Here is a 23,187-nt window from a genome sequence, read left to right on the forward strand (position 1 = left end):
CGTCGGAGTTACGGATGCAGGTTCGGATTCAGATTCGGGTACGGGTACGGCCCGTAGTTACAGGTACGGACCCCCGACACGGCCGCCCGCACGCGGATCGTCGCCGTCCTCCTCGCCGCCGCCCACACCCGGCGGAAGCGCCCGGCGCATCGACTCCAGCTGGGCGCGGGCCGCCATCTGCTGGGCGAACAGGGTGGTCTGGATCCCGTGGAAGAGCCCCTCCAGCCACCCGACCAACTGGGCCTGCGCGATCCGAAGTTCGGCGTCGGAAGGGATGCCGTCGTCCGTGAACGGCAACGACAGCCGCTCCAGTTCCTCGACGAGATCGGGGGCGAGCCCGTCCTCCAGCTCCTTGACCGAGCTGGCGTGGATCTCCTTGAGCCGGACCCGGCTCGCCTCGTCGAGGGGTGCCGCACGCACCTCCTCCAGCAGCTGCTTGATCATGCTCCCGATGCGCATGACCTTGGCGGGCTGCTCCACCATCTCCGTCACCGGGACCTCACGGGAGTCCTCGTCTCCTCCGCCGCCGAGAGCCATCCCGTCCTGGCCAACGACCAGGATCTGGGGGTTCTCCGGCGACCTTTCGTTCCTCGGCATCTCCATGCCGCCATTCTCTCGCACCCGCACACTTCATCACCCTGGTGCCCCCTCCCGGGCGTGATCCACCATGTACGCACCGGCGTCGTGTGTCAGACCGGCGGCGTGGGCGGCTGCGGCGGATCGGTGGCCGCCGCGTCCGCGAGGCGCAGCAGCCGGGCCTCACAGTGGTCGAGCCACCGCATCTCGGCCTCCGCACGGAAGACGAGGTGCTCCAGGACGAGCAGCCGGGCCACCTCGTCCCGGTGCCCGGGTCCCTCCGCGAGCGCCTGGGCCCGCATCCGGGTGTACGTGTGCATCGCCTCCGAGAGATACCGCCGCTGTGTCTCCACGATCGCCCTTATGTCGGCCCCCGGCGCCCCGACCGCCATGGCCAGCTTGATCGCCAGCTCGTCGCGCGGCAGGTTCGTGCGCTCCACCGGACGCGTGAACCAGGACCACAGCTCGGCCCGGCCCGCGTCCGTCAGCGCGTACAGCACGTGTCCGGCCTCGTCCGCACCCTGCTGGACGACCAGACCGTCCCGCTCCAGCCGGCCCAGAGTCGTGTAGACCTGCCCGATGTTCAGCGGCCAGGTGGAGCCGGTGCGCGCCTCGAACTCGGTGCGCAGCCGCGACCCGTAGCGGGGCCCACGCTCGAGAAGCGCCAGCAGACCGTGACGTATCGACATAACCGGTATCTGTACCCCGTACATCTGTGCGCGCCAAGGGTGTCACTGAGGGTGAGCGCGTCGGCACCCGGACGATCGAGATGCCGGTGCGGGCGCCCCGTGTGACTCTGGTGCCGTCGATCTTGGTTCCTTCGCACCAGGAGGGGGTCACCGACGTGACTCCATGGCTCCGCCCCCTGCCCGTGACCGGCCTGCTGCTGGTCCTGCTGGCGGGCCCCGCTCCGATGTCGTACGCCGTCCCGTACGTCTCCTCCTACGAACCCGCGCCCGGCGAGTCCCGGGCAGGCAGCCGGGCCGGAGAGGGACGCGAGCGGCCGGGCCGGCCGCCCGCGCCGACGGAGGAGGCGGAGGAAGAGGCAGAGGAAGTGGCAGAGGAGGAGGCGCAGGAGGAGGCGCCGGACGGGGCACTGGACGAGGGCGCCGGGGTCGGTCACCCGGACGGGCCAGCGGACAGCGAGCAGTCGGAAGGCGCTGTCGCCCCCGAGACGCCCGGGAACACCGCGCCGGGATCCCAGCCGCCCGTCGATGCCGAGCAGGCCGCCGGCCGCCCCGTACGCGCCTCGGAACCCGTCCTGCGGGTCCTGCCCCTCGGCAGCGGACTGGTCCTCATCGGTCTGGGCCTGGGCCTCGCGTTCGTCGCACTGCGCGTACGGCGGGGCTGAGACGGGGGCGGGGGCCGGGGCGGCCCACGGTCCGCCTCACCCCGCGCCCCCGGCCAGGCCCGGACGTCGAGCCCTACGGGACCGTGAGCAGCACCTTCCCGATGTTCCCGCTCTCCTCCAGCACCCGGTGTGCCGCGGCGGCGTCGCTCATCGGCAGCTCGCGGTCGACCACCGGACGTACGTGACCCGCGGAGACGAGCGGCCAGACATGCTCCCGTACGGCCGCGACGATCGCCGCCTTCTCCCCGGCGGGACGGGCGCGCAGCGAGGTCGCGGTGACGGCGCCGCGCTTGCCCAGGAGCGTCGCGATGTTCAGCTCGCCCTTGATGCCGCCCTGCATACCGATGATCGCGAGCCGGCCGTTGACCGCGAGGGCCTTGACGTTGCGGTCCAGGTACTTGGCGCCCATGTTGTCGAGGATGACGTCGGCGCCCGCCCCGTCGGTGGCCGCCTTGATCTCCTCGACGAAGTCCTGCTCGCGGTAGTTGATCAGCACGTCCGCGCCGAGTTCGGCGCAGAAGTCCAGCTTCTCCTTGCTCCCCGCGGTGACGGCGACCTTCGCGCCGACGGCCTTGGCCAGCTGGATCGCCATGGTGCCGATGCCGCTCGCCCCGCCGTGCACCAGGAGCGTCTCGCCGGGGCGCAGATGGGCGATCATGAAGACGTTGGACCAGACCGTGCAGGTCACCTCGGGCAGCGCGGCCGCCTTGTCGAGCCCGACCCCCTCCGGCACGGGCAGCAGCTGCCCGGCAGGCACGGCCACCTTCTCGGCGTACCCGCCGCCCGAGAGCAGCGCGCACACCTCGTCCCCGACGGCCCACCCCGAGACACCGGCACCCAGCGCCGCGATCCGCCCGGAGCATTCGAGGCCCGGGTACGGGGACGAGCCGGGCGGCGGATCGTAGAACCCCTGCCGCTGCAGCAGATCGGCACGGTTCACCGCGCTCGCCGCCACCTGGATGAGGACTTCCCCGTCGCTGGGAACGGGGTCCGGCGCCTCCGTCCACTTGAGGACTTCGGGGCCGCCGGGCTGGGTGATGGTCACTGCCTTCATGGGGCCGACGCTACTCCTGTCACACAGCGTGTCCCTGCCAGGTACCGGGCAACAGTCGCGTGTGCCCGATCACGTCAACCCCGACGATCGTCAAGGCCGGGCGTTGCCATTCGGCCCGGGGTTCGCGGCTGCCCCCGCTTCTACGTTCAGGCCGTATGGAAAAAGCGTCGCGAGAGAGAATCAGGGCCGGTCGGCTGCCGGCCGCGCCGGCCATCCTGGGCATGGGTGCGGGAGGAGTCGCCGCGCTCTCCCCGGGCGGCTCCTGGCGGTCCCCGGGCGGGCTGGGAAAGGCCGGAGCGATCGAGGTCACCGACGGATCCTCGGTGTCAGCCTACCGCTCGGTGACCGGGTGGACGGCGGACGCACCGTCCTGGCTGGGGCCACTCCTGGAAGTGGCCACCGAGGGCACGCTGGTGATCCTCGGGATGCTGCTGGCCTGGGCGGGCTGGACGGCGGTCCGCCGCGGGAGCGCGCGAGGGGTCGCGGGAGCCGTGCTGACCGGCCTCGGCACCGTCGTGGCCTACGCGCTCAGTGAGGCCGTGAAGCTGGTGGTGGACGAGGAACGGCCTTGTCGTGCGCTGCCGATGACGGCCGACGTGATCGCGGAGTGCCCCGCGGCGGGTGACTGGTCGTTCCCGAGCAACCACGCCACCCTGGCCGCCGGGCTCGCGGTCGGCCTGGCCCTGCTGCGGCCCCGCCTCGCCGCGGTCACGCTGCCGCTGGCGGGGGCCGCCGCGCTGTTACGGGTCCTCGTGGGGGTTCACTACCCGCACGATGTACTCGCCGGTGCGGTGCTCGGCGGAACCGTGGTGGCGGCTGTACTGCTCGCGTTCATGCCGCTTGCACAGCGGTCGGCGTCAGCGCTGGAGCTGCGGGCGTCACGACCGGGGAGGCGGAGGAGGAAGGACTCCGGCTTCGTGGGCCACGACGGCGGCAGAGGCCCGGTTGTCCACACCGAGCCTTGCCAGGATGGAACTCACATGGGCCTTGACCGTTCCCTCCACCACCTGCAGCCGCCTGGCGATCTGCCCGTTGGACAGCCCGCTGCCGAGGAAGGCCAGCACGTCCCGTTCCCGGGCGGTGAGAGCGCCGACCCGGTCGCGGGCGGCGGAGCGCCGGCCGGCCAGGGTGCCCGCGCCCGTCGCGGCGAGGTGCGTGACGACCCGGGCCGCGACCTTCGGTGACAGATAGGCGGCGCCCTCGGCCACCGCGCGAACGCCCCTGATCAGTTCCTCTGGCTCGCCCGACTTGATCAGGAAGCCGGCCGCGCCACCGCCGAGCGCCTGGAGGATGTAGTCGTCCTCACCGAACGTCGTCAGCATGACGATGCCCGTGGCCGGCACCGTGTTACGGATCTCCGCCGCCGCCTCGATGCCGTTGATCCCCGGCATGCGGATGTCGAGTACGGCCACCGCCGGTCGGTGGCGCCGGGCCAGTTCCACCGCGTCGTGCCCGTCGACGGCCTCGGCGACGACCTCGATGTCCGGATCCGTGGCGAGAACGGCGCGCACCCCCGCGCGGATCATCGGCTCGTCGTCGGCGATCAGCACCCGGATCATCGGGCGCTCACGGAGTGAGGGCGGCCAGGGACACGAGCGTGTCCTTCCGGAAGCAGAGCCGGTAGGCGTCCCCGGACCGGTCGTCGAACCGGTCGGCCGTCATCGCGTAGTACTCGCACGTCATACCGGGTCCTCTCGGTTCGGCGGCCGACGGCCGGTGATTCGTCTGACGGTCCGGCAGGACACGCTCCACTTCGACGCGATCCTGCCCCACGCGCAGACGGGCGTAGTCGCCCGGGTCCAGGACCGACCTCGACGCCGAGAGCATCTCCCACCCCACCAGTGCTCCGCCCAGCACTGCCCCGGTCAGCAGAGGCACCATGAGGGCGGCCACAAAGGCCCGGCCGGCACGGCGGCGAGCGCGCAGATGTTCCTGCGGCAGCTCGCGGTCGGACCTCGACACCGTGGAGGTGAGGGGTGGTGACGGCTGTGCCGGGGGTGCGTGCGGAATCCGTGCGACGACGGCGAACCCCTCGCCACGCGGGCCGTGATCGCACGAGCCACCGGCCAACCGCACACGCTCTTCGATCCCGACGAGGCCACGCCCGCCGCCCCGCGGCCGGGCACCGGTCGCGGACGAGGGCGGGCCGTTCTCCACCACCACCCTTGTCTCCGCGGCCGCATGCGTCACGTGGACGGTCACCGTCGCGTCGGGCGCGTGCTTGGCGACATTGGTCAGTGCCTCCTGCACGACGCGGTGAGCGGCCCGTTCGACCATCGGCGGCAGCTCGTCCGCCTCGCCCTCGATGCGCAACTCGACCATGAGCCCGGCCGACGAAGCCTCCGCGGTCAGCTCGGTGAGGTCGGCCCCGAGCGGGCGCAGCGGCGCGTCGTCGTTCTCCTCCCGCAGGACACCGATCACCTCTCCGAGCCGTTCCACCGCGCCCGCTGCCCTGATCCTGATGTCGCCCGCGGCCTTTCGGTGGTGCTCTTCGAGACCCGGCGCGAGTTTCAGAGCACCGGCCGACAGCGCGATCAGGCTCAGCTCGTGGCCGAGTACGTCATGCATGTCCTGCGCGATGCGTGCCCGCTCCCGCAGCCGTGCCTGATCCGCGACCAGGCGCTGCTCGCGCTGCAACTGCTCGGCGTGCTCCCAGCCGGTCCTCACTCAAGCACGGTCGCCCCCGTCGGCCCGGGCCGCCGTCCCGCCAGGAACGCGACGACGCCGGTCGGGACGGCCCACCACAGGCTCACCATGCTGAGGCCCGCGGCCAGCACGGCGCCCGCCGTCAGAAGACCGCCCGGATCGAGAACCGGCCGGGAACCGGCCCTCCCGGCCGGGGCCACACCGTTGATCGCCACGCTGTCCATGCACGCGACGGTACGGACGTCGAGGGCGGTCCGACACTGCCGAAAGTCCAATGCCCGGGCCTGCGCCCCCCGGTGAGCGAAGTTCAGTCCTGCCTCAGTGGCCTCATGTCCGGTGCGACCTGGGTGTGCGGGGTGGCCCGGACGATGGTGATCAGACGGTCCGTCAACTGCAGCTTGCCGATGGCGGGATCGTCGTATCCGAGGACGCGGTGACCTCGTACGACGCTCACCACCAGATCCTCGGTCTCGCGGACGCCCTTGCCCACCTCGACCTTTATGACGGGCCGTTCCACGATGTCCAGGCCGCTGCCCTGCTGGATGAGGTCCTCCATGACCATGCCGGCGCTGGGGCTGAGCACGGAGAGACCGAGGAGGCGGCCTGCCGCGCTGGCGCTGGTGATGACGGCGTCGGCGCCGGACTGCTTCAGCAGCGGCGCGTTCTCCTCCTCGCGCACGGCGGCCACGATCTTCGCCCCGCGGTTGAGCTGCCGGGCCGTCAGCGTGACGAGCACGGCGGTGTCGTCGCGCTGCGTCGCGATGATGATCTGCCGGGCCCGCTGGACCTCGGCTCGGATCAGTACGTCACTGCGGGTGGCGTCGCCGACCACGCCCGCGTATCCGTCCGCCGTCGCCGCGTCGATCACCTTGAAGTTGGGATCGACGACCACGACCTGCTCCTTCTTCAGCCCCGTCGCGCACACGGTCTGAATCGCGGAGCGGCCTTTCGTGCCGAACCCGATGACAACGGTGTGCTCCCTCAAAGCGGTCCTCCAGCGGTTCAGTCGCCACTCCTCCCGGGTGCGTTCGGTGAGGACCTCGAGAGTGGTGCCGACCAGGATGATCAGGAACATCACGCGCAAGGGCGTGATCACGAAGATATTGGTGAACCGGGCGGCGTCACTGACGGGGGTGATGTCGCCGTATCCGGTGGTGGAGAGCGTGACGGTCGCGTAGTAGAAGGCGTCGAGCAGGTCGACCGAGCCGTCCGAGTTGTCGTTGTAGCCGTCGTGGTCGGCGTAGACGATGAGGGCGGTGCCGACCAGCACGAGCAGCGCGATGGTGACTCGTTTGGCGACCTGCCTCAGCGGATGTTCCACCCGTCGGCGAGGCAGTTTCACCCGGCGGGTGACGACGCGTTCGTCCGCGTGACGGGCGATGGCGTCCTGGCCCGGAAGTTTCACGTGAAACACACCCCGATCCCGGCCGTCGCCCAGGGCAGGTCGAGAATCTCCAGCTCCTGGCCGGGGCGCGCCCCACCCGGCGGCACGACCGCGAGCGCGTCGGCCACGGCGATGCCCCGCAGCATGGCCGGTCCGTTGTAGTGCAGCGGCACGGCCCGGTCCTCGCGCAGGACGACGGGGATCAGCCGGGTGTCGTACGGGTGGCCGTGCACGGTCTCCTTCAAGGGCAGTGTGTACGTCTCCGGGGCCGCGCGTCCCGCGAGGGTGCGCAGCAGGGGTTCGGCGAGCGTGAGCAGGCCGGAGACGGCGGCGAGGGGGTTGCCGGGGAGGCCGACGAGGTGCTGGTTCTCCTTGGTGCGGGCCAGGAGCATGGGGTGGCCGGGGCGCACCTTGACGCCGTCCACGAGGAGTTCGGCGCCGATGCGGCGCAGGGTGGGGTGCACGTGGTCGACGGGGCCCGCGGCGGTGCCGCCGGTCGTGACGACGAGGTCGGCGTCGGAGTTCTTCAGGGCCTTGCGGAGGGCTTCGGCGTCGTCGCCTAGCCTGCGTACGGCGATGACGTCCGCGCCCAGCGCGCGCAGCCAGGACGGCAGCATCGGGCCGAGCGCGTCCCTGATCAGTCCGTCGTGGGGCAGGCCCTCGGTGAGCAACTCGTCCCCGAGGACGAGGACTTCGGCGCGGGGCCGGGGGAGAGTCGAGACGGTGTCGTATCCGGCGGCCGCGGCGAGCCCGAGCACGGCCGGGGTGATCACCGTGCCGCGCTGCAGGAGGGGATCGCCGGAGCGGCACTCCTGGCCCCGGGGACGGATGTCCTGCCCGGGCACGACCTCGCGGGTCGCGTGGAGACGTTCCTTCTCGTCGGTGCGGCCGTGCTCGCTGCGGATCACCGCGGTGACGTCCTGCGGGATCCGCGCGCCGGTCGCGATACGGACGGCCTCGCCGTCGGTGAGGCGCTCGGGCTCGGCGTGACCCGCGAGGACTCCCTCTGCCCGGACGTCCCAGGGCCCCGGCCCGGCGACCGCCCAGCCGTCCATCGCGGAGGTGTCGAACGACGGGAGGTCCGTGAGGGCGGTGAGGGGAGCGGCGAGGACGAGGCCCAGCGCGGCGTCGAGGGATACGGATACGGGGGCGTCCGGTGGACGGGGGGCCCGTCCGGCGAGGGCGCGTGCCTCGGGCCAGGGGGTCGCCCTGTGGTGGCCGTGCTCGGCCGTGCGGGACCTGGAGGTTCCGTCGGCGGTTCCGGCGGTGTGTTGCCCGTGCTCCCGGCTTCCGCCCCCCGGAGACGGCGGGGGCACGGCAGGAGAGCCTCCAGTGGCTCCGGAACCGTCGGGCACCTGGGCACCGCCTTCCTTGGCCAGGGCGAGGGCCTCCTCCACGTCGAGGTCGTCGAGGCCGACCTCCTCGTACCGCCCCGGGGCGGTCATCCGGCGTCCGGGCGGGCTTCGGGAGCAGCTGTCCCGGCACCGGTCCCGCCGTCGGTGCCGCTGCCCGGGCCGGTCCCGCTGCTGGTGCCGGTTCCCCTGCCGGACGGGGCCGTCGGGGGTGGTGCGGTGCCGTCGTCCGCCTCCGCCGCCCAGCGCAGTGCCAGTGCCGTCGCCTTGCGGGCGGCCTCCGCGACCGCCTCGGGGCCGCCCTTGGCCTGCGCGGCCGCGTACCCCACGAGGAACGTGGTCAGCGGTGCCGCCGGGCGGGCCACGCCGTGCGCGGCGTCGCGGGCGAGGTCGAGCAGGGTGCCGGTGTCGACGTCCAGGTCGATGCCGAGCTCGTCCTTGACTGCGGTGATCCATTCATCCAACACGTGCCCATGCTCCCTGATACGTGCCCGGGCGGCGGCGATGTCGTCCCAGGTGTCGCAGTCGAAGGACGCGACGGGGTCGGTGATACGGGTCAGTTCGAGCGCACCGGTGAGCCGGCGCAGCGGCAGCCCGGCCAGTTCGCCGTGCTCGGCACGGAGGGCCGCCAGCTCGCGGCGCAGCGCCGCACTCCGGTACGCGGCCACCAGCGGCTGGTCGCGGCCGCCGGAGTCAGTGAGCAACACGCCCTCCGTTCCCGCTTCCTGAAGAGCGGTCAGCAGCCGCTCGACCGTCTTCTCGTCCAGGAACGGCAGGTCGGCGGAGAGCACCACGACGTACGCGGCGGTGGTGTGCCGGAGGCCGGCGTCGAGGGCGGCCAGCGGACCCGCGCCGGGCGGGTCCTCGCGCGCCCACTCCACCGGACGCGCGGTGGGCCGGGGCTCCGCGACGACCACCGTGACGGCCGCGCCGGAGCAGGCGGCCAGGACGCGGTCGAGCAGCGCGCGGCCGCCCACGCGAACGCCGGGCTTGTCCGCACCGCCGAGGCGACGGGAGGCGCCGCCGGCGAGCACGACGGCGTCATGGCCGACCGTGTCCCGGCTGTCCGCACCGAGTGCGCCGGAGGAACCGGGTCCGACGAAGGAGCCGGGCCTGCCGGAGGAACCGGGTGCGCTGGGACGCTCGTACGCGGTCACCCCCCGAGTATGGGCGTCCGATGGATCATTTCCACCCCCGTGCACAGCATGTGGACGGGGGTGGTGACGAGGTCGTACGGGCCGAGGGAGCTACAGGGTCCGCAGCAGGACCGCGGGCTGTTCCACACAGTCCGCCACATACCGGAGGAATCCGCCCGCCGTGCCGCCGTCGCACACCCGGTGGTCGAAGGTGAGCGAGAGCTGCACGACCTGCCGCACCGCCAGCTCGCCCTGGTGCACCCAGGGCTTGGGGACGATCCGGCCGACGCCGAGCATGGCCGCCTCGGGGTGGTTGATGATCGGCGTGGAGCCGTCGACGCCGAACACTCCGTAGTTGTTCAACGTGAAGGTCCCGCCGGTGAGTTCCGCCGGTGTCAGCGTCCCGGTCCGTGCCGACTCTGTGAGCCGGGCGAACTCCGCGCTCAGGAACTCCGCGTCCCGCGTGTGCGCGTCCTTCACCACCGGCACGACGAGCCCACGCTCGGTCTGCGCGGCGAACCCGAGGTGCACCGCGTCGAGCCGGACGACCTCCCGGGCGTCCATGTCGACCGTCGAGTTGAGCTCCGGGAAACGGGCCAGCGCGGCGGTGCAGATACGGGCGAGGAGGGCGAGAAGGGAGATCTTCGGCCCTCCGGTCTCGTTCATCAGCACGCGCGCGTGCATCAGTTCCGTGGCGTCGGCGTCGACCCAGCAGGTCGCGTCCGGAATCTCGCGCCGGCTCCGGGAGAGCTTGTCGGCGACGGCGCCTCGGACGCCCTTCAGCGGGATGCGCGTGCCACGCGCGTGCGTGGCTGTGGGCGACTGGGCCGGTGCGGGCGCGGGCGCCGCGGCCTGTGGTGGCCGCGCGGCGGTCGGGGCGGACGCGGCGGCCCGCGCGGCGTGCTCGACGTCCGCGCGCGTGATCAGCCCGTCTGGACCCGAGCCGGCCAGCTCCCGCAGGTCAAGCCCGTTCTCCCGGGCCAGCCTGCGCACGAGCGGGGAGATCACGGGCACGGGGCCGTCGGCCCGGCGCCCGGCATCGGCACCGGTCCTGTCCGCGACCGGCTCCTCGTCCCGTACGGGACGACGGGTGACTGTGCCGGACCCGGCGGACGCGGTGGGCGCGGCAGGCGCCGACGCGACGGCCAGGTCGGCGTCCGGGAGACCGGCGCGACGGCTTCCCGGCGCCCCGGTCCCGGCCGCCCCACCGGCGTTGCCGAGCCGGTCCGGGACCGGCCCGCCGACGGACGACGAACCCGGTGACCGCCGCCCCGGAGCCGATCCGGCCCCCGGCGGCCGCAGCCGTCCGCGCCGCGCCGGAGGCGCCTGCGTGCCGTAGCCCACGAGTACGTTCCCGGAGCCCTCGTCCTTGGCCTCGTCCCCGGGGCCGGAGGCAAGCGGGCCGGAAGCCAGTGCGCCGGAGGCGGGTGCCCCCACCGCGACCGTCAACAACGGGGAACCGACGGGCAGTTCGGTGCCCTCTTCGCCGTAGCGGGCCGTGACCACTCCGCCGTACGGGCAGGGCACCTCGACCATCGCCTTGGCCGTCTCGACCTCGACGACGGGCTGGTCGACGGCGACGACATCGCCGACCTGGACGAGCCAGCGGACGATCTCGGCCTCGGTGAGCCCCTCACCGAGGTCGGGCAGCTTGAACTCCAGAACCTGTGCCATCAGCTCTGTGCCTCCCACTGGAGCCGCGCCACCGCGTCCAGGATCCGGTCGACGCCAGGGAGATGGTGGCGCTCCAGCATCGGCGGCGGATACGGGATGTCGAACCCGGCCACGCGCAGCACCGGCGCCTCCAGGTAGTGGAAGCACCGCTCGGTGACCCGCGCGGCGATCTCCCCGCCGGGCCCGCCGAAGCCGCCCGACTCGTGTACGACCACGGCCCGCCCGGTGCGTCGTACGGACGCGGAGACCGTCTCGTCGTCGAACGGCACCAGGGAGCGCAGGTCGACGACTTCGAGGTCCCAGCCCTCGGCGCGCGCCGCCTCGGCGGCTTCCATACAGACGGGCACCGACGGCCCGTACGTGATGAGCGTGGCGCTGCGGCCGTGTCGCCGCACGACCGCGCGGCCGATCGGGTCCACGGCCTGCGGCTCGTCGGGGTTCCAGGTGTCCTTCGACCAGTACAGACGCTTGGGTTCGAGGAAGACGACCGGGTCGTCGGAGGCGATGGCGGCGCGCAGCAGTCCGTACGCGTCGGCGACCGTCGCGGGTGTGACGACATGGAGGCCCGGGGTCGCGATGTAGTACGCCTCGGAGGAGTCGCTGTGGTGTTCGACGCCGCCGATGCCGCCCCCGTAGGGCACGCGCACGGTGATGGGCAGCGGCATCGCCCCGCGCGTGCGGTTGCGCATACGGGCCACGTGCGAGATCAGCTGCTCGAAGGCCGGGTAGGCGAAGGCGTCGAACTGCATCTCCACGACCGGCCTGAGCCCGTACATGGCCATGCCGACGGCCGTGCCGAGGATGCCCGCCTCGGCGAGCGGTGTGTCCGTGACACGGTCCTCGCCGAACTCCTTGGCGAGCCCGTCGGTGACGCGGAAGACGCCGCCGAGGGTGCCGACGTCCTCGCCCATGACGTGCACGGCCGGGTCGTCGGCCATGGCGTCCCGCAGGGCGCGCCCGAGGGCCTGTGCCATGGTGGCCGGCTTCACCGCGACGGTGGTCATCGGGCCGTTCCTTCCGAATCGTGCTCGTTCTCGTTCTCGTTCTCGTGGTGGCGTGCCTCGGCGTCCAGCTCGGCCCGCAACTGTGCTTCCTGTTCCAGGAGTTGTGTCGTGGGCTGGGCGTAGACGTGCGCGAAGAGGTCCATGGGGTCGAGCGACGGGTCCTGGTTCATGCGCGCGCGCAGGTCCGCTGCCATCGCCTCGGCGTCCTCGCGCGCGGCGCGCATCCCGGCCTCGTCGAGCAGCCCGCGCTCGGTCAGCTCGTGCTCCAGGAGGGCGATCGGGTCGTGCGCGCGCCAGGCCTCGACCTCGGAGTCGCCGCGGTAGCGCTTGTCGTCGTCGGCGTTGGTGTGCGCCTCCATGCGGTACGTGACCGCCTCCACGAGCGTGGGACCGCCGCCCGCGCGCGCGTGGGCGACGGCGTCGCCGAGGACCTCGTGCACGGCGGCGGCGTCGTTGCCGTCGACCAGGCGGCCGGGCATCCCGTAGCCGACGGCCTTGTGGGCCAGTGACGGGGCCGCGGTCTGCTTGGCGAGCGGGACGGAGATCGCGAAGCCGTTGTTCTGTACGAGGAAGACGACCGGGGCCTGCCAGACGGCGGCGAAGTTCAGCGCCTCGTGGAAGTCGCCCTCGCTGGTGCCGCCGTCGCCGACCAGGGCGAGCGCGACCACGTCGTCGCCCCTGAGGTGGGCGGCGTGCGCGAGGCCCACGGCGTGCGGGAGCTGGGTGGCGAGCGGTGTGCACAGGGGCGCGATCCGGTGCTCGTGCGGGTCGTAGCCGGTGTGCCAGTCGCCGCGCAGCAGGGTCAGCGCCTGGACCGGGTCGAGACCTCGGGCGACGGCGGCGAGCGTGTCGCGGTAGCTGGGAAAGAGCCAGTCGCGCTCTTCGAGGACCAGCGCGGCGGCGACCTCGCAGGCCTCCTGGCCGGTGGAGGAGGGGTAGACGGCGAGGCGGCCCTGCTTGGTGAGGGCCGTGGCCTGGGCGTTGTAACGGCGGCCGCGCACCAGCTGCGCGTACAGCCGGCGCAGGAGCTCCGGGTCGACCCGCTCGGCCGCCTCGGTGCCGAGGACGCGGTGGGGCAGCGCGTCGGGCAGCAGCGGCGCGGGGTCGGTGCGGGGCTGCCAGGCGGGTGGCGGGGTCGGCCGGTACGCGCCTCGCTGCTCCATGACCGTCATGTCGGCACCTCCTCGTGGGCGGCTTCGAGAGGCGTGCCGAGAGTGACGCGCCTCACCTACCGATTGTTCGGTCGTCGGCACATTTTGGCTACAGGCACCTCCAGGCTGTGGACAAACGGTTCTCCACAGCCTGAGATGGACGCAGTACGTCCATGGTAGGGAGGCGGGGGGACATGGCACCTGAACAAATGGCCGAGGGGCCGGAGGCCGGATCCTCCCTGCCGCCGCCGCGTCCGCTGGACGCCATCGATCAGGACATCCTCCAGATGCTCCAGGCGGACGGCCGCGCCTCGATACGGTCCGTGGCCGAGCGCGTCCACGTGTCGCGCGCGAACGCCTACGCGCGCATCAACCGCCTCATCGAGGACGGCGTGATCCGCGGCTTCGGGGCCCGCGTCAACCACGAGCGCGCGGGGCACAGCACTTCGGCGTACATCACCCTCAAGATCGTGCAGAACTCCTGGCGCACCGTGCGCGAGCAGCTGACGGCACTCCCGGGGGCCTCCCACATCGCGCTGGTGGGCGGGGACTTCGACGTCCTGCTCCTGGTGCACACGCCCGACAACAGGGCGCTGCGCGAGCTGGTGCTCACCCGGCTCCAGGCCATTCCCGAGGTGCTCAGCACCCGCACCCTGCTGGTGTTCGAGGAGGAGGACCTGGAGCCGCAGGGGTGACCTGTGCCTTTGGCGGCCTCGGGTCCTTCTTGTGCCTCAGTCCTCCTGCCGGAGTCCCCCGAAGACCAGCCGCACCACCGCGTCGGCGACCTCGCGCTCGCCCATGCCCCGCCCGTCGGGGCGGTACCACTCCACGATCGAGTTGATCATCCCGAAGACCAGCCGCGTCGCGAGCCGGAACTCCACGTCGCCGCGTACGTCCCCGTCGGCGGCCGCCGCTCTCAGCAGCTCGGCCACCCGGTGGTCGAAGTCCCGGCGCCGCTCCAGGGCCCACCGCTCGGCGTCGGTGTTGCCGCGCACGCGCAGCAGCAGCGTCACGTACGGCAGCTCGGAGGTGAGGACCTCGACCATGCGCCGGGTGACGTACTCCAGACGCTCCACGGCACGCCCCACGCGCGCGTGCTCCTCGTCGAGGATCCCGAAGAGGCCGTCGAGCGCCCGGCTGACGGCCCGGCGCAGCAGCTCCTCCTTGCCGGTGACGTGGTGGTATATCGACGACTTGGAGATGCCGGCCGCCTTGGAGAGGTGCTCCATGGAGGTGCCGTCGTAGCCGCGCTCGTTGAAGACCCGCACGGCCACGGAGAGCAGCGTCTCAGGGGTGTAGGTGTCGCGCTTGGCGGTGGTCATGGGGTGCCCTCCCGCTTCTCGGAGGCGTACGCGTGGCGGTAGAGCGCGAGGGACGGCGCGTAGCGCCCCGAGGGGTCGCGCATGTGCAGGTCGTCCAGGACGTCGTAGGCCCAGCTCCTGCCCAGCCGACGGCTCCACTCGAAGGGTCCCAGCGGGTAGTTGACGCCCAGGCGCATCGCCGTGTCGATGTCCTCCTCGGTGGCCACGCCCTTGGCGACGGCGTCGTGCGCCAGGTCGACGACGCGGGCCACCGTGCGGGCGACGATCAGGCCGGGCACGTCCCCGATGACGCTGACGTCCTTGCCGAGCGCCTGGAAGAGCCCGGTGGCCTCGGCGAGGGTCTGGGTCTGGGTGTCCTGCGAGTGGGACAGGGCGATCCGGGTCGCCCTGCGGTAGTCGAGCGCGAGGTCGAAGTAGACGACATCACGGAACTCGACGGCGGTCTGGCCGTCCGCCAGGGCCAGCTGGCCGCCGCTCGGCAGCACCAGCCGGGTGCCGTGGTCCTCCTCGTCCTCGCGGACCTGGATGCCCGCCTCGCGGATCAGTGCGAGCAGCTCGGACGCGGGGCCCAGATCGCCCTCGGCGACGACGTACGCGGGCGGCTGGACCTTTTCGGCGGTGTGCGGCTCGGGACGCTCGCCCTCGTCCCCGTAGTCGTACCAGCCGTGCCCCGACTTGCGGCCGTGGCGGCCCGACTCGACGAGCCTGCGCTGGGCCAGCGAGGGCGTGAACCGCACGTCCTGGAAGAAGGCCTCCCACACGGAGCGCGTGACGGACTCGTTGACGTCCTGGCCGATGAGGTCGGTCAGTTCGAAGGCGCCCATCCGGAAGCCTCCCGACTCGCGCAGGACCGCGTCGATCGTGGCGGGGTCGGCGGCCTGGGCCTCGTAGACCGCGAAGGCCTCGGCGTAGAAGGGCCGCGCGATGCGGTTGACGATGAAGCCCGGGGTGTCGGCGCAGGCGACCGGGGTCTTCCCCCAGGCGCGGGCCATCTCGTACGCGCGCGTGGCCGACGTGACGTCGGTCGCGAACCCGGAGACGACCTCCACGAGGGGCAGCAGCGGCGCCGGGTTGAAGAAGTGCAGCCCCACGAAACGACCGGGGTTGCGCAGGGCGCCGCCGATCGCGGTCACCGACAGGGAGGACGTGTTGGTGGCGAGCAGGCAGTCGTCGTCGACGACGTCCTCCAGCTCGCGCAGCAGCTGCTGTTTGACGTCCAGGCGCTCCAGGACGGCTTCGACGACCAGGCCGGAGTCGGCGAGGTCGGCGAGGCTCTCCGCGGGGCGCAGACGGGCGCGGGCGGCGTCCCGTTCGGCGCCGGTCAGCCGGTCCTTCTCGACGAGCCGGTCGAGGCGGGCGGCGATCGCGTCGGCCGCGGCCTGTGCACGGCCCGGCACGGTGTCGTACAGCCGTACGGGGTGGCCCGCGACGAGCGCGACCTGAGCGATGCCCTGGCCCATGGTGCCGGTACCGACGACGGCCACGGGGCCGGCGAGGTCGAGTGCTGTCATGCTCGCGATCCTCCCGCACGGGGTTGTCCACAGGTTCAGCGGACCCCCTTGTCCCGACCGATCGTTCGGTTACTCTAACTCTGTCCGCCCGTTCCTGCCCAGGTCGTGAGCTCGACGGAGAGCTCGCGAGACGAGGAGTTGGTCCCTCATGGCCGCCGAACTCACCGCGCACCAGCTGATCGAACAGCACCGGCCCACCCTCGACCAGGCGCTGGAAGCGATCCGCACGCGCGCGTACTGGTCGCCACACCCCGAACACCCCAAGGCGTACGGGGAGAACGGCAGCCTGGACATGGCGGCGGGCAAGGCCGCCTTCGACGCCCTCCTGGGCTCCCGTCTCGACCTCGGCCAGCCCGGCACCGACGACTGGGTGGGCGGCGAGGTCTCGCCGTACGGAATCGAGCTGGGCGTCACGTACCCGCACGCGGACGTCGACACGCTGCTGCCCGCCATGCGCGCGGGGCAGCGCGCGTGGCGCGACGCCGGCGCGGAGATGCGCGCGGTGGTGTGCCTGGAGATCCTCAAGCGGATCAGCGACCGCACCCACGAGTTCGCGCACGCGGTCATGCACACCAGCGGCCAGGCCTTCATGATGGCGTTCCAGGCGGGCGGCCCGCACGCGCAGGACCGCGGCCTGGAGGCGGTGGCGTACGCGTACGTGGAGCAGGTCCGCACCCCCGACAACGCCGAGTGGACGAAGCCCCAGGGCAAGCGCGACCCGATCGCGCTGACCAAGCGGTTCACGCCGGTGCCGCGCGGTGTCGCGCTGGTGATCGGCTGCAACACCTTCCCGACGTGGAACGGCTACCCGGGCCTGTTCGCCTCCCTGGCCACCGGCAACGCGGTGCTCGTGAAGCCCCACCCGCGCGCGGTGCTGCCGCTCGCGCTCACCGTCCAGGTGGCCCGCGAGGTGCTCGCCGAGGCCGGCTTCGACCCGAACCTGGTGGCACTGGCCGCCGAGCGCCCGGGCGAGGGCATCGCCAAGACCCTGGCGACACGCCCGGAGATCCGGATCATCGACTACACGGGCTCGACGGCGTTCGGCGACTGGCTGGAGGCCAACGCACGTCAGGCGCAGGTCTACACGGAGAAGGCCGGCGTCAACACGGTGATCGTGGACTCGACCGACAACTACAAGGGGATGCTGTCGAACCTCGCCTTCTCCTTGTCCCTCTACAGCGGCCAGATGTGCACGACCCCGCAGAACCTCCTCATCCCCCGCGACGGCATCCGTACGGAGGAGGGCCCCCGGTCGTACGACGAGGTGGTCGCCGACCTCGCGAAGTCGGTCGGCGGACTCCTCGGGGACGACGCCCGGGCGAACGGCCTGCTCGGCGCGATCGTGAACCCCGACGTGAAGGCCCGCCTGGAGTCGGCCACCGGTCTCGGCGAAGTCGCCCTCGCCTCACGGGAGATCGCCAACCCCGACTTCCCGGACGCGGTCGTGCGCACCCCGTTGATCGTGAAACTGGACGGCGCCAAGCCGGACGACCAGGCCGCGTTCATGAACGAGTGCTTCGGCCCCGTCTCCTTCGCCGTCGCGGTCGACTCGGCGGCGGACGCCGTGGCGCTGCTGCGCCGGACCATCGGCAACAAGGGCGCGATGACGGTGGGCGCGTACACGACTTCGGAGGAGGTCGAGGAGGCCGTCCAGGAGGCCTGCCTGGAGGAGTGCGCCCAGCTCTCGCTCAACCTGACCGGCGGGGTCTACGTCAACCAGACCGCCGCGTTCTCGGACTTCCACGGGTCCGGCGGCAACCCGGCGGCGAACGCCGCCCTGTGCGACGGGGCGTTCGTGGCCAACCGGTTCCGGGTGGTGGAGGTTCGCCGGGAGGCATGAAATTCGCCCGGGGGCGCGGGACATCTTGCGACTGCGGACCGTTGTGGCTGGTCGCGCAGTTCCCCGCGCCCCTGATGGGCGCCCGTGCTTACGAGGCACTCCAGTGGAACAACGTCATCGCCACGCTGGTGGCGAGGTTGTAGCTGGAGACCTGGGGCCGCATCGGCAGCGAGACCAAGTGGTCCGTACGGGCGCGCAGTTCGCCCGACAACCCGCTGCGCTCGGAGCCGAAGGCGAGGACGGCATCGTCCGGGAGCTTCAGCGACCGGATGTCCTCGCCCTCGGGATCGAGGGCGAACACCGGCCCGGCGGGCAGCTCGTCCACGGTCAGCCGCTCGACGGCCGTGGCGAAGTGCAGGCCCGCCCCGGCGCGCACGACCGTGGGATGCCACGGATCGAGCGTGCCGGTGGTAACGACCCCCGTCGCGCCGAAACCGGCCGCGAGCCGGATCACGGCGCCCGCGTTGCCGAGGTTGCGCGGCTGGTCGAGGACGACCACGGGCGCGATGCGAGGCGTGCGGGCCAGCACGCGCAGATTGGCGTCGCGCTCGGGCCGTACCGCCAGGGCGGCCACGGCGGTGGGGTGCGGGCGCGGGACGAGGGCTTCGTACGCGGCCTGCGGGACCTCCGCCAGAAGGGCGTCCAGCGTGTCCCATACGTCCGAGGCCAGGTCGTCGGCGAGGGCGAGCGCGGCCCGCCGGTCGGCGGTGACCGCCACCGGGATCTCGGCCCGGAAGCGCACGGCGTGCTTGAGGGCGTGAAAGCCGTCGAGCAGCACGGACGTGCCGACGAGCCGACGCCAGGCGCTCACGGGATCCGGGTCGCGGGTGTCGACGGCATCGAGGTCACGGGGATCGTCCGTCATGCGGTGAAGCCTACGTGCGGGTGCTCGGCCGTCTCGGCCGTCTCGGCCGTCTCGGCCGTCCCCGGGGTGCGCGCGGGCTCCTTGCGGGGCCCCGGGAGCATGCGCGTACGGCCCAGGCGCGAAAACAGCCCTCCACGCGCGCGTGCCGCCCATCCGCCCACGCGGCGCAGGAAGGACGTCGGCAGGAACACGGCGTCGGCGGCGATCATCGCGAGCGAGAAGAACGGCAGACCGAGCACGACGGCGATCACGGCGTGCTCGGTGATCATGGCGGCCAGCAGGACGTTCTTCACCCGCCGGTTGAAGAGCGTGAAGGGGAAGGCGACCTGCACGATCACCGTCCCGTACGTCACCAGCAACATCAGCGCGCCGCTCGCGGACAGCAGATCGGAGAGGGCCGGCCAGGGGGAGAAGTAGTCCAGGTGCAGGGGGTAGTAGACGGCGGTACCGTCCTGCCAGCGCGTGCCCTGGATCTTGTACCAGCCGGCGGTCGCGTAGATCAGACACGCCTCGGCCATGATCACGAAGAGTGCGGCGTTGTGGACGAGGTTGGCGACTACGTCGAGGAGGATGCGGGGCTGGACGCTCCGGCCGTACCGGCCGGCCAGCCACCACAGGCCCTGTACGGCCCACAGCCCCCAGTAGACCGTCCGCCAGCCGCCGAGGAAGCCGCCGTCGATCTTCCCCGCGAGCGTGGCCGCGGCCAGGACGAGGCCGAGCACCGTCCAGAGGGCGGGACCGGCCCTGTCCGGGCCGACCCACGCTCCACGCGCGCGTGCGTCCCGGGCCCGGCGCTCCCGCCGCTCGTCCAGCGACCAGACCCGGCCGCAGCGCGTGAGCACCAGGTAGATCGCCATGAGGTGGATGACGTTGTCGCCGCCGTCCCCCATGAAGATGCTGCGGTTCTGCAGGGAGAGCACGCCGACCATGAAGAGCACGGACATGGTCCGGGTGCGCCAGCCGAGCAGCAGCAGAAGGCTGGACAGTACGGCGAACGCGTAGACGATCCCGAACCAGACCTGGCCGTCGGCCCACATCAGGGCCGTGAAGGCGTGGTTGCTCGCGATGAGCTGCTGGGCGAGATCCCAGCTCCAGGGGCCGTCGGGCCCGTACATCTCCTCGCGGTGCGGGAACTCCCGCAGCAGGAACAGCAGCCAGGTCCCGGCGAAACCTATGCGGATCACGGCGCTCTGGTACGGGCCGAGGGCCTCGCCGGTGACGCGCGTGATGGCGTGCGCGAGGGTCCGGTCCAGGCGGTGCCTGCGGTCGAACCGGCTTATCCGGCCGGCAAGCCGCTCCCGACCGAGGCTGCGCGTCCGCTCACGGCCGAGGCTGCTCGGGTGGGGGTGGTCGGGGGCGCTCGTCTGATGGTGGTCGGGGGTGCTGGTCGGGGCGCCCGTCGGGGCGGGGCCGCGGTCATGGTTGCCCGTCGGGTCGTGGCCGAGGTCGCTCATCGGGCGCTCGCCTCCGTCCCCGTGGACTCCCCGGGCCGCGTCCCGGCCGCCCGGTCGGCCTCCGAGACCGGCCACCAGGGCAGCACGCGGACGATGGGCTTGTCGGACACCTGCTCCTGGCTCCACTTCGGAGGCGGCACGTTGGTCGTACGCGAGCGGACCTGGACCTGTTGCACGACCGCGCCCCGGCCGCCGGCCTGCTCGCGGTCGAGGCGCAGGACCACAATGCGGCGCAGGTACTTCTCGGAGAGGGCGCCGCGCAGGCCGTTCGGACGGTTCGCGTTGTCGTGCGTGGCCACGAAGAAGTCCCAGGCCCGGCGCAACTCGTTCTGCTGGGTGTGGCTGGGCAGCAGATTGCCGTCGATGGCGGCACCGTCCAGCGCGGAGAGGTCGTACCAACGGGTCGTCCTGATGTCACCGTCCGCGCTCCGCACGTCGGCGCGGACCTGGACCGCGATGTTCTGCTGCAGCGGGTTGGGCGCGAAGAGCTTCCAGTTCTGCTCGAACTCGGGGTAGATCCACTCGTCTATCGCCTGCCCGTGCTGCTTGGTGACCGTGTTCGACGGCGCGACGTGCAGGAAGACCATGCCCACGTGCACACAGGCGGCGACCGCGACGACGGCGAGCGCGAGCGCGGCGGCGATCTGGTACGGGAGGGAGAGGGCGGAGATACCGGCGGGAGGGGGAAGCGGGGGACCGGCGAGGGCTGTGTCGTCGTATTGCCGGCCGTCGTACGGCTGCTGGTCGCCGTGCTGCTGGGGGATCCGGCCGGAGTGCTTCTGCCCGACCGGGGACCCATGGTTGTCCGGGGTGTCGTGACCGTCCGAGGTCTCGTGGCCCTCCGGCCGAAGGCTGTCGGGGACGGCGGCCGCGGGCTCGGGCTCGCCCGGCACGGGCCGGGCGGTCGAGCCCTTGTCGTACGCGTCCATTCCGCCCCGTTCCCGAAGTCTGTCCGATTCCCGTCGCCCGTCCCGCGACAGTCGCACCGGCACGGTACTCAGGCCCGCCCGCCGAGCACAGTCCCATGGGTCACAGAGGCCACGAGGTTATCCACAGCGGTTGACACCTTACGACCCTCACCTCTCCCCGAATCGAACACACCGACCAATCGGTCGGGAGCCCTTCGGTGACCGCAGGACCGACCCGCCCGCACCGTTCCCTTCTTGTAGAACCTGTTCTATCTTGACGCTCCGCCAGATCAACGGATCCGCCGGAAGGACAAGGCCGTGGACTTCACCTTCACCGAGGAGCAGCAGGCGGCCGTGGAGGCGGCGAGGGCGGTGTTCGCGGGGGTCGCGCCGGACGGCGTACCGAGTCCCGCCCTCACCGCCGGTGCCGTCGCGGACGACTTCGACCGGGCCCTGTGGGCGAAACTCGCCGACGCGGACCTGCTGAGCCTGCTGCTCGACGCCCGCCACGGCGGCGCGGGCCTGGACGCCGTCGCGCTCTGCCTGGTGCTGCGCGAGTCCGCGAAGGTGCTCGCACGGGTGCCGTTGCTGGAGAGCACCGCGGCCGCGGTGACCGTGCAGACGTACGGCGGCGAGGAGTTGAAGGCGGACCTGCTCGCCCGGGCCGGCCGCGGTGAGCTGGTCCTGACGGTCGCCGCGAACGGACGGACCGGCCACGACGGCGCCGAACTCGCCGTGACCGCACGGCCGGAGGGCGACCAGTGGGTGCTGGACGGGATGCAGACGGCCGTCCCCTGGGCGCAGAACGCCGACTTCGTCCTCGTACCCGCGCTGAGCACCGACTCCGGCCGCTCCGTGCTCGCCCTCGTCCCCCGCGTCCACGAAGGCGCGCTGCTCGCCGAGCAGTTCTCGACATCGGGCGAGCGGCTCGGCGAACTCCGTCTGGATTCCGTACGCGTTCCCGCCCGTGACGTCATCGACGCCGACGGAGCCTGGGAGTCGCTGCGTGACCTGCTCGCCACCGGGACGTGCGCGCTGGCGCTCGGCCTGGGCGAAGGAGTGCTCGGGATGACGAGCGAATACACCGGCAAGCGGGAGCAGTTCGGGTTTCCCGTCGCCACGTTCCAGGCCGTGGCCATGCAGGCCGCCGACCGCTACATCGACCTGCGCGCGATGGAGGCGACCCTCTGGCAGGCCGCGTGGCGGATCAGCTCGGGGGCGGGCGGGGCCCTGCCCGCGTCGGGCGACATCGCCGTCGCCAAGATCTGGGCCTCCGAGGGCGTACGCCGTGTTGTGCAGACCGCGCAGCATCTGCACGGCGGCATCGGCGCGGACACCGACTATCCCCTGCACCGCTACCACGCCTGGGCCAAGCACCTCGAACTCTCACTCGGCCCGGCGGCGGCGCACGAGGAGGCGCTGGGCGACCTGCTGGCGGCGCATCCCTTGGGCTGAGCGCGAGGCACTGCGGCGAGCGAGGCACCTTGAGACAGGCGGGCGGCCGGGAAACCCGGCCGCCCGGGGTCGGCTAGAGCACGAACCCCGACTGCCCCTCCGCGTTCACCACAGGACGGCCCGCGGCCGCCCAGACCTGCATGCCGCCGTCGACGTTCACCGCGTCGATGCCCTGCTGGACCAGGTACATCGCGACCTGTGCCGAACGGCCCCCGGAGCGGCAGATCACATGGACCCTGCCGTCCTGCGGCGCAGCCTCGGTCAGCTCGCCGTAGCGTGCGACGAAGTCACTGATGGGAATGTGCAGCGCCCCTTCGGCGTGACCCGCCTGCCACTCGTCGTCCTCCCGGACGTCCAGCAGGAAATCACCGTCCGCGAGATCCGAGACCTCGACCGTGGGCACACCAGCTCCGAAACTCATGCCCCGACGCTACCCGACCGGGCCCTCCCGCAGCTCGCCCCGGTGTACACGGACGGGGGCCACTGTTCCCAGGGCCGACAGCA

The 23,187-nt window shown here is 72.2% G+C and carries 22 protein-coding genes and 1 pseudogene; 5 read left to right on the forward strand and 18 right to left on the reverse strand.

Going from position 1 to position 23,187, the window contains the following annotated elements; genetic code table 11:
- Positions 1–57: 57 nt before the first annotated feature.
- Together ACIBEI_RS20465 and ACIBEI_RS20470 are read right to left on the reverse strand one after the other, a co-directional pair.
- Positions 58–603, reverse strand: a complete 546-nt coding sequence (locus ACIBEI_RS20465) for a bacterial proteasome activator family protein (protein WP_398890683.1) — start codon at positions 601–603, stop codon at positions 58–60.
- A gap of 86 nt (positions 604–689) precedes the next feature.
- Positions 690–1,265, reverse strand: a complete 576-nt coding sequence (locus ACIBEI_RS20470; RefSeq protein ID WP_398890685.1) for a PadR family transcriptional regulator — start codon at positions 1,263–1,265, stop codon at positions 690–692.
- A gap of 155 nt (positions 1,266–1,420) precedes the next feature.
- Here ACIBEI_RS20470 and ACIBEI_RS20475 point away from each other — a divergent pair, with 155 nt between their 5' ends.
- A complete protein-coding gene (locus ACIBEI_RS20475; RefSeq protein WP_398890687.1) occupies positions 1,421–1,927 on the forward strand; it encodes a hypothetical protein in 507 nt (168 codons plus the stop codon).
- A 73-nt stretch (positions 1,928–2,000) separates the two neighbouring features.
- Here the strand turns inward: ACIBEI_RS20475 and ACIBEI_RS20480 are convergent, their stop codons facing one another.
- Positions 2,001–2,981, reverse strand: coding sequence for an NAD(P)H-quinone oxidoreductase (locus ACIBEI_RS20480; protein ID WP_398890689.1), 981 nt, complete (start codon positions 2,979–2,981; stop codon positions 2,001–2,003).
- A gap of 425 nt (positions 2,982–3,406) precedes the next feature.
- Between ACIBEI_RS20480 and ACIBEI_RS20485 the strand changes: the two are divergent.
- A pseudogene (locus tag ACIBEI_RS20485) lies at positions 3,407–3,799 on the forward strand (phosphatase PAP2 family protein); the annotation flags it as partial.
- Between the two features lie 60 nt (positions 3,800–3,859).
- Here the strand turns inward: ACIBEI_RS20485 and ACIBEI_RS20490 are convergent.
- From ACIBEI_RS20490 to pdhA, 9 genes are all read right to left on the reverse strand, one after another.
- Positions 3,860–4,540, reverse strand: a complete 681-nt coding sequence (locus tag ACIBEI_RS20490; protein ID WP_398890691.1) for a response regulator — start codon at positions 4,538–4,540, stop codon at positions 3,860–3,862.
- Between the two features lie 7 nt (positions 4,541–4,547).
- Complete coding sequence (locus ACIBEI_RS20495; protein ID WP_398890693.1) at positions 4,548–5,648, reverse strand: sensor histidine kinase; 1,101 nt, start codon at positions 5,646–5,648, stop codon at positions 4,548–4,550.
- A complete protein-coding gene (locus tag ACIBEI_RS20500; RefSeq protein WP_398890695.1) occupies positions 5,645–5,851 on the reverse strand; it encodes a hypothetical protein in 207 nt (68 codons plus the stop codon). The genes ACIBEI_RS20495 and ACIBEI_RS20500 overlap by 4 nt, the downstream gene beginning before the upstream one ends.
- A gap of 83 nt (positions 5,852–5,934) precedes the next feature.
- Positions 5,935–7,032, reverse strand: coding sequence for a potassium channel family protein (locus ACIBEI_RS20505; RefSeq protein WP_398890697.1), 1,098 nt, complete (start codon positions 7,030–7,032; stop codon positions 5,935–5,937).
- A complete protein-coding gene (locus tag ACIBEI_RS20510) occupies positions 7,029–8,456 on the reverse strand; it encodes a molybdopterin molybdotransferase MoeA (protein WP_398890699.1) in 1,428 nt (475 codons plus the stop codon). The genes ACIBEI_RS20505 and ACIBEI_RS20510 overlap by 4 nt, the downstream gene beginning before the upstream one ends.
- Positions 8,453–9,520, reverse strand: a complete 1,068-nt coding sequence (locus tag ACIBEI_RS20515; protein ID WP_398890701.1) for an NTP transferase domain-containing protein — start codon at positions 9,518–9,520, stop codon at positions 8,453–8,455. The genes ACIBEI_RS20510 and ACIBEI_RS20515 overlap by 4 nt, the downstream gene beginning before the upstream one ends.
- A 90-nt stretch (positions 9,521–9,610) precedes the next feature.
- Positions 9,611–11,173 (reverse strand): dihydrolipoamide acetyltransferase family protein, encoded by a 1,563-nt coding sequence (locus ACIBEI_RS20520; protein WP_398890703.1) that lies wholly within the window; start codon positions 11,171–11,173, stop codon positions 9,611–9,613.
- Positions 11,173–12,177 carry an alpha-ketoacid dehydrogenase subunit beta gene (locus ACIBEI_RS20525; RefSeq protein WP_398890705.1) on the reverse strand — a complete coding sequence of 335 codons (1,005 nt, stop codon included), beginning with the start codon at positions 12,175–12,177 and terminating at the stop codon, positions 11,173–11,175. The genes ACIBEI_RS20520 and ACIBEI_RS20525 overlap by 1 nt, the downstream gene beginning before the upstream one ends.
- On the reverse strand, positions 12,174–13,349 hold the full coding sequence (pdhA, locus tag ACIBEI_RS20530; RefSeq protein ID WP_398890707.1) for a pyruvate dehydrogenase (acetyl-transferring) E1 component subunit alpha: 1,176 nt from the start codon (positions 13,347–13,349) through the stop codon (positions 12,174–12,176). The genes ACIBEI_RS20525 and pdhA overlap by 4 nt, the downstream gene beginning before the upstream one ends.
- 173 nt (positions 13,350–13,522) lie before the next feature.
- Between pdhA and ACIBEI_RS20535 the strand changes: the two genes are divergently transcribed.
- Complete coding sequence (locus tag ACIBEI_RS20535; RefSeq protein ID WP_383393764.1) at positions 13,523–14,023, forward strand: Lrp/AsnC family transcriptional regulator; 501 nt, start codon at positions 13,523–13,525, stop codon at positions 14,021–14,023.
- A gap of 36 nt (positions 14,024–14,059) precedes the next feature.
- On the opposite strand, the gene ACIBEI_RS20540 is transcribed toward ACIBEI_RS20535, so the two are convergent.
- Both ACIBEI_RS20540 and ACIBEI_RS20545 read right to left on the reverse strand, forming a co-directional pair.
- Positions 14,060–14,650, reverse strand: coding sequence for a TetR/AcrR family transcriptional regulator (locus ACIBEI_RS20540; RefSeq protein WP_266499321.1), 591 nt, complete (start codon positions 14,648–14,650; stop codon positions 14,060–14,062).
- Positions 14,647–16,161, reverse strand: a complete 1,515-nt coding sequence (locus tag ACIBEI_RS20545) for a 3-hydroxyacyl-CoA dehydrogenase (protein WP_398890710.1) — start codon at positions 16,159–16,161, stop codon at positions 14,647–14,649. Before ACIBEI_RS20545 ends, ACIBEI_RS20540 begins: the two co-directional genes overlap by 4 nt.
- 148 nt (positions 16,162–16,309) lie before the next feature.
- Here ACIBEI_RS20545 and paaN point away from each other — a divergent pair, with 148 nt between their 5' ends.
- On the forward strand, positions 16,310–18,001 hold the full coding sequence (gene paaN, locus ACIBEI_RS20550; protein WP_398890712.1) for a phenylacetic acid degradation protein PaaN: 1,692 nt from the start codon (positions 16,310–16,312) through the stop codon (positions 17,999–18,001).
- An 88-nt stretch (positions 18,002–18,089) separates the two neighbouring features.
- On the opposite strand, the gene ACIBEI_RS20555 is transcribed toward paaN, so the two are convergent.
- Genes ACIBEI_RS20555 through ACIBEI_RS20565 form a run of 3 tightly spaced genes read right to left on the reverse strand, consistent with a single transcriptional unit; the run spans position 18,090 to position 21,249 of the window.
- Positions 18,090–18,866: a TrmH family RNA methyltransferase gene (locus ACIBEI_RS20555; RefSeq protein ID WP_398890714.1), complete on the reverse strand. Its 777-nt coding sequence runs from the start codon at positions 18,864–18,866 to the stop codon at positions 18,090–18,092.
- Entirely contained in the window at positions 18,863–20,320 is a 1,458-nt protein-coding gene (locus ACIBEI_RS20560; protein WP_398890716.1) for an HTTM domain-containing protein, read from the reverse strand. Before ACIBEI_RS20560 ends, ACIBEI_RS20555 begins: the two co-directional genes overlap by 4 nt.
- Positions 20,317–21,249: a DUF5819 family protein gene (locus ACIBEI_RS20565; protein ID WP_398890718.1), complete on the reverse strand. Its 933-nt coding sequence runs from the start codon at positions 21,247–21,249 to the stop codon at positions 20,317–20,319. Before ACIBEI_RS20565 ends, ACIBEI_RS20560 begins: the two co-directional genes overlap by 4 nt.
- A 297-nt stretch (positions 21,250–21,546) precedes the next feature.
- On the opposite strand from ACIBEI_RS20565, the gene ACIBEI_RS20570 reads away from it, so the two are divergent.
- A complete protein-coding gene (locus tag ACIBEI_RS20570) occupies positions 21,547–22,683 on the forward strand; it encodes an acyl-CoA dehydrogenase family protein (RefSeq protein WP_398890720.1) in 1,137 nt (378 codons plus the stop codon).
- A 73-nt stretch (positions 22,684–22,756) separates the two neighbouring features.
- Here the strand turns inward: ACIBEI_RS20570 and ACIBEI_RS20575 are convergent, their stop codons facing one another.
- Positions 22,757–23,086: a rhodanese-like domain-containing protein gene (locus ACIBEI_RS20575; RefSeq protein WP_200401672.1), complete on the reverse strand. Its 330-nt coding sequence runs from the start codon at positions 23,084–23,086 to the stop codon at positions 22,757–22,759.
- Between the last annotated feature and the right edge of the window lie 101 nt (positions 23,087–23,187).

Origin of the sequence: Streptomyces sp. NPDC050988, assembly GCF_044456225.1 — a bacterium.
GTDB lineage: Bacteria > Actinomycetota > Actinomycetes > Streptomycetales > Streptomycetaceae > Streptomyces.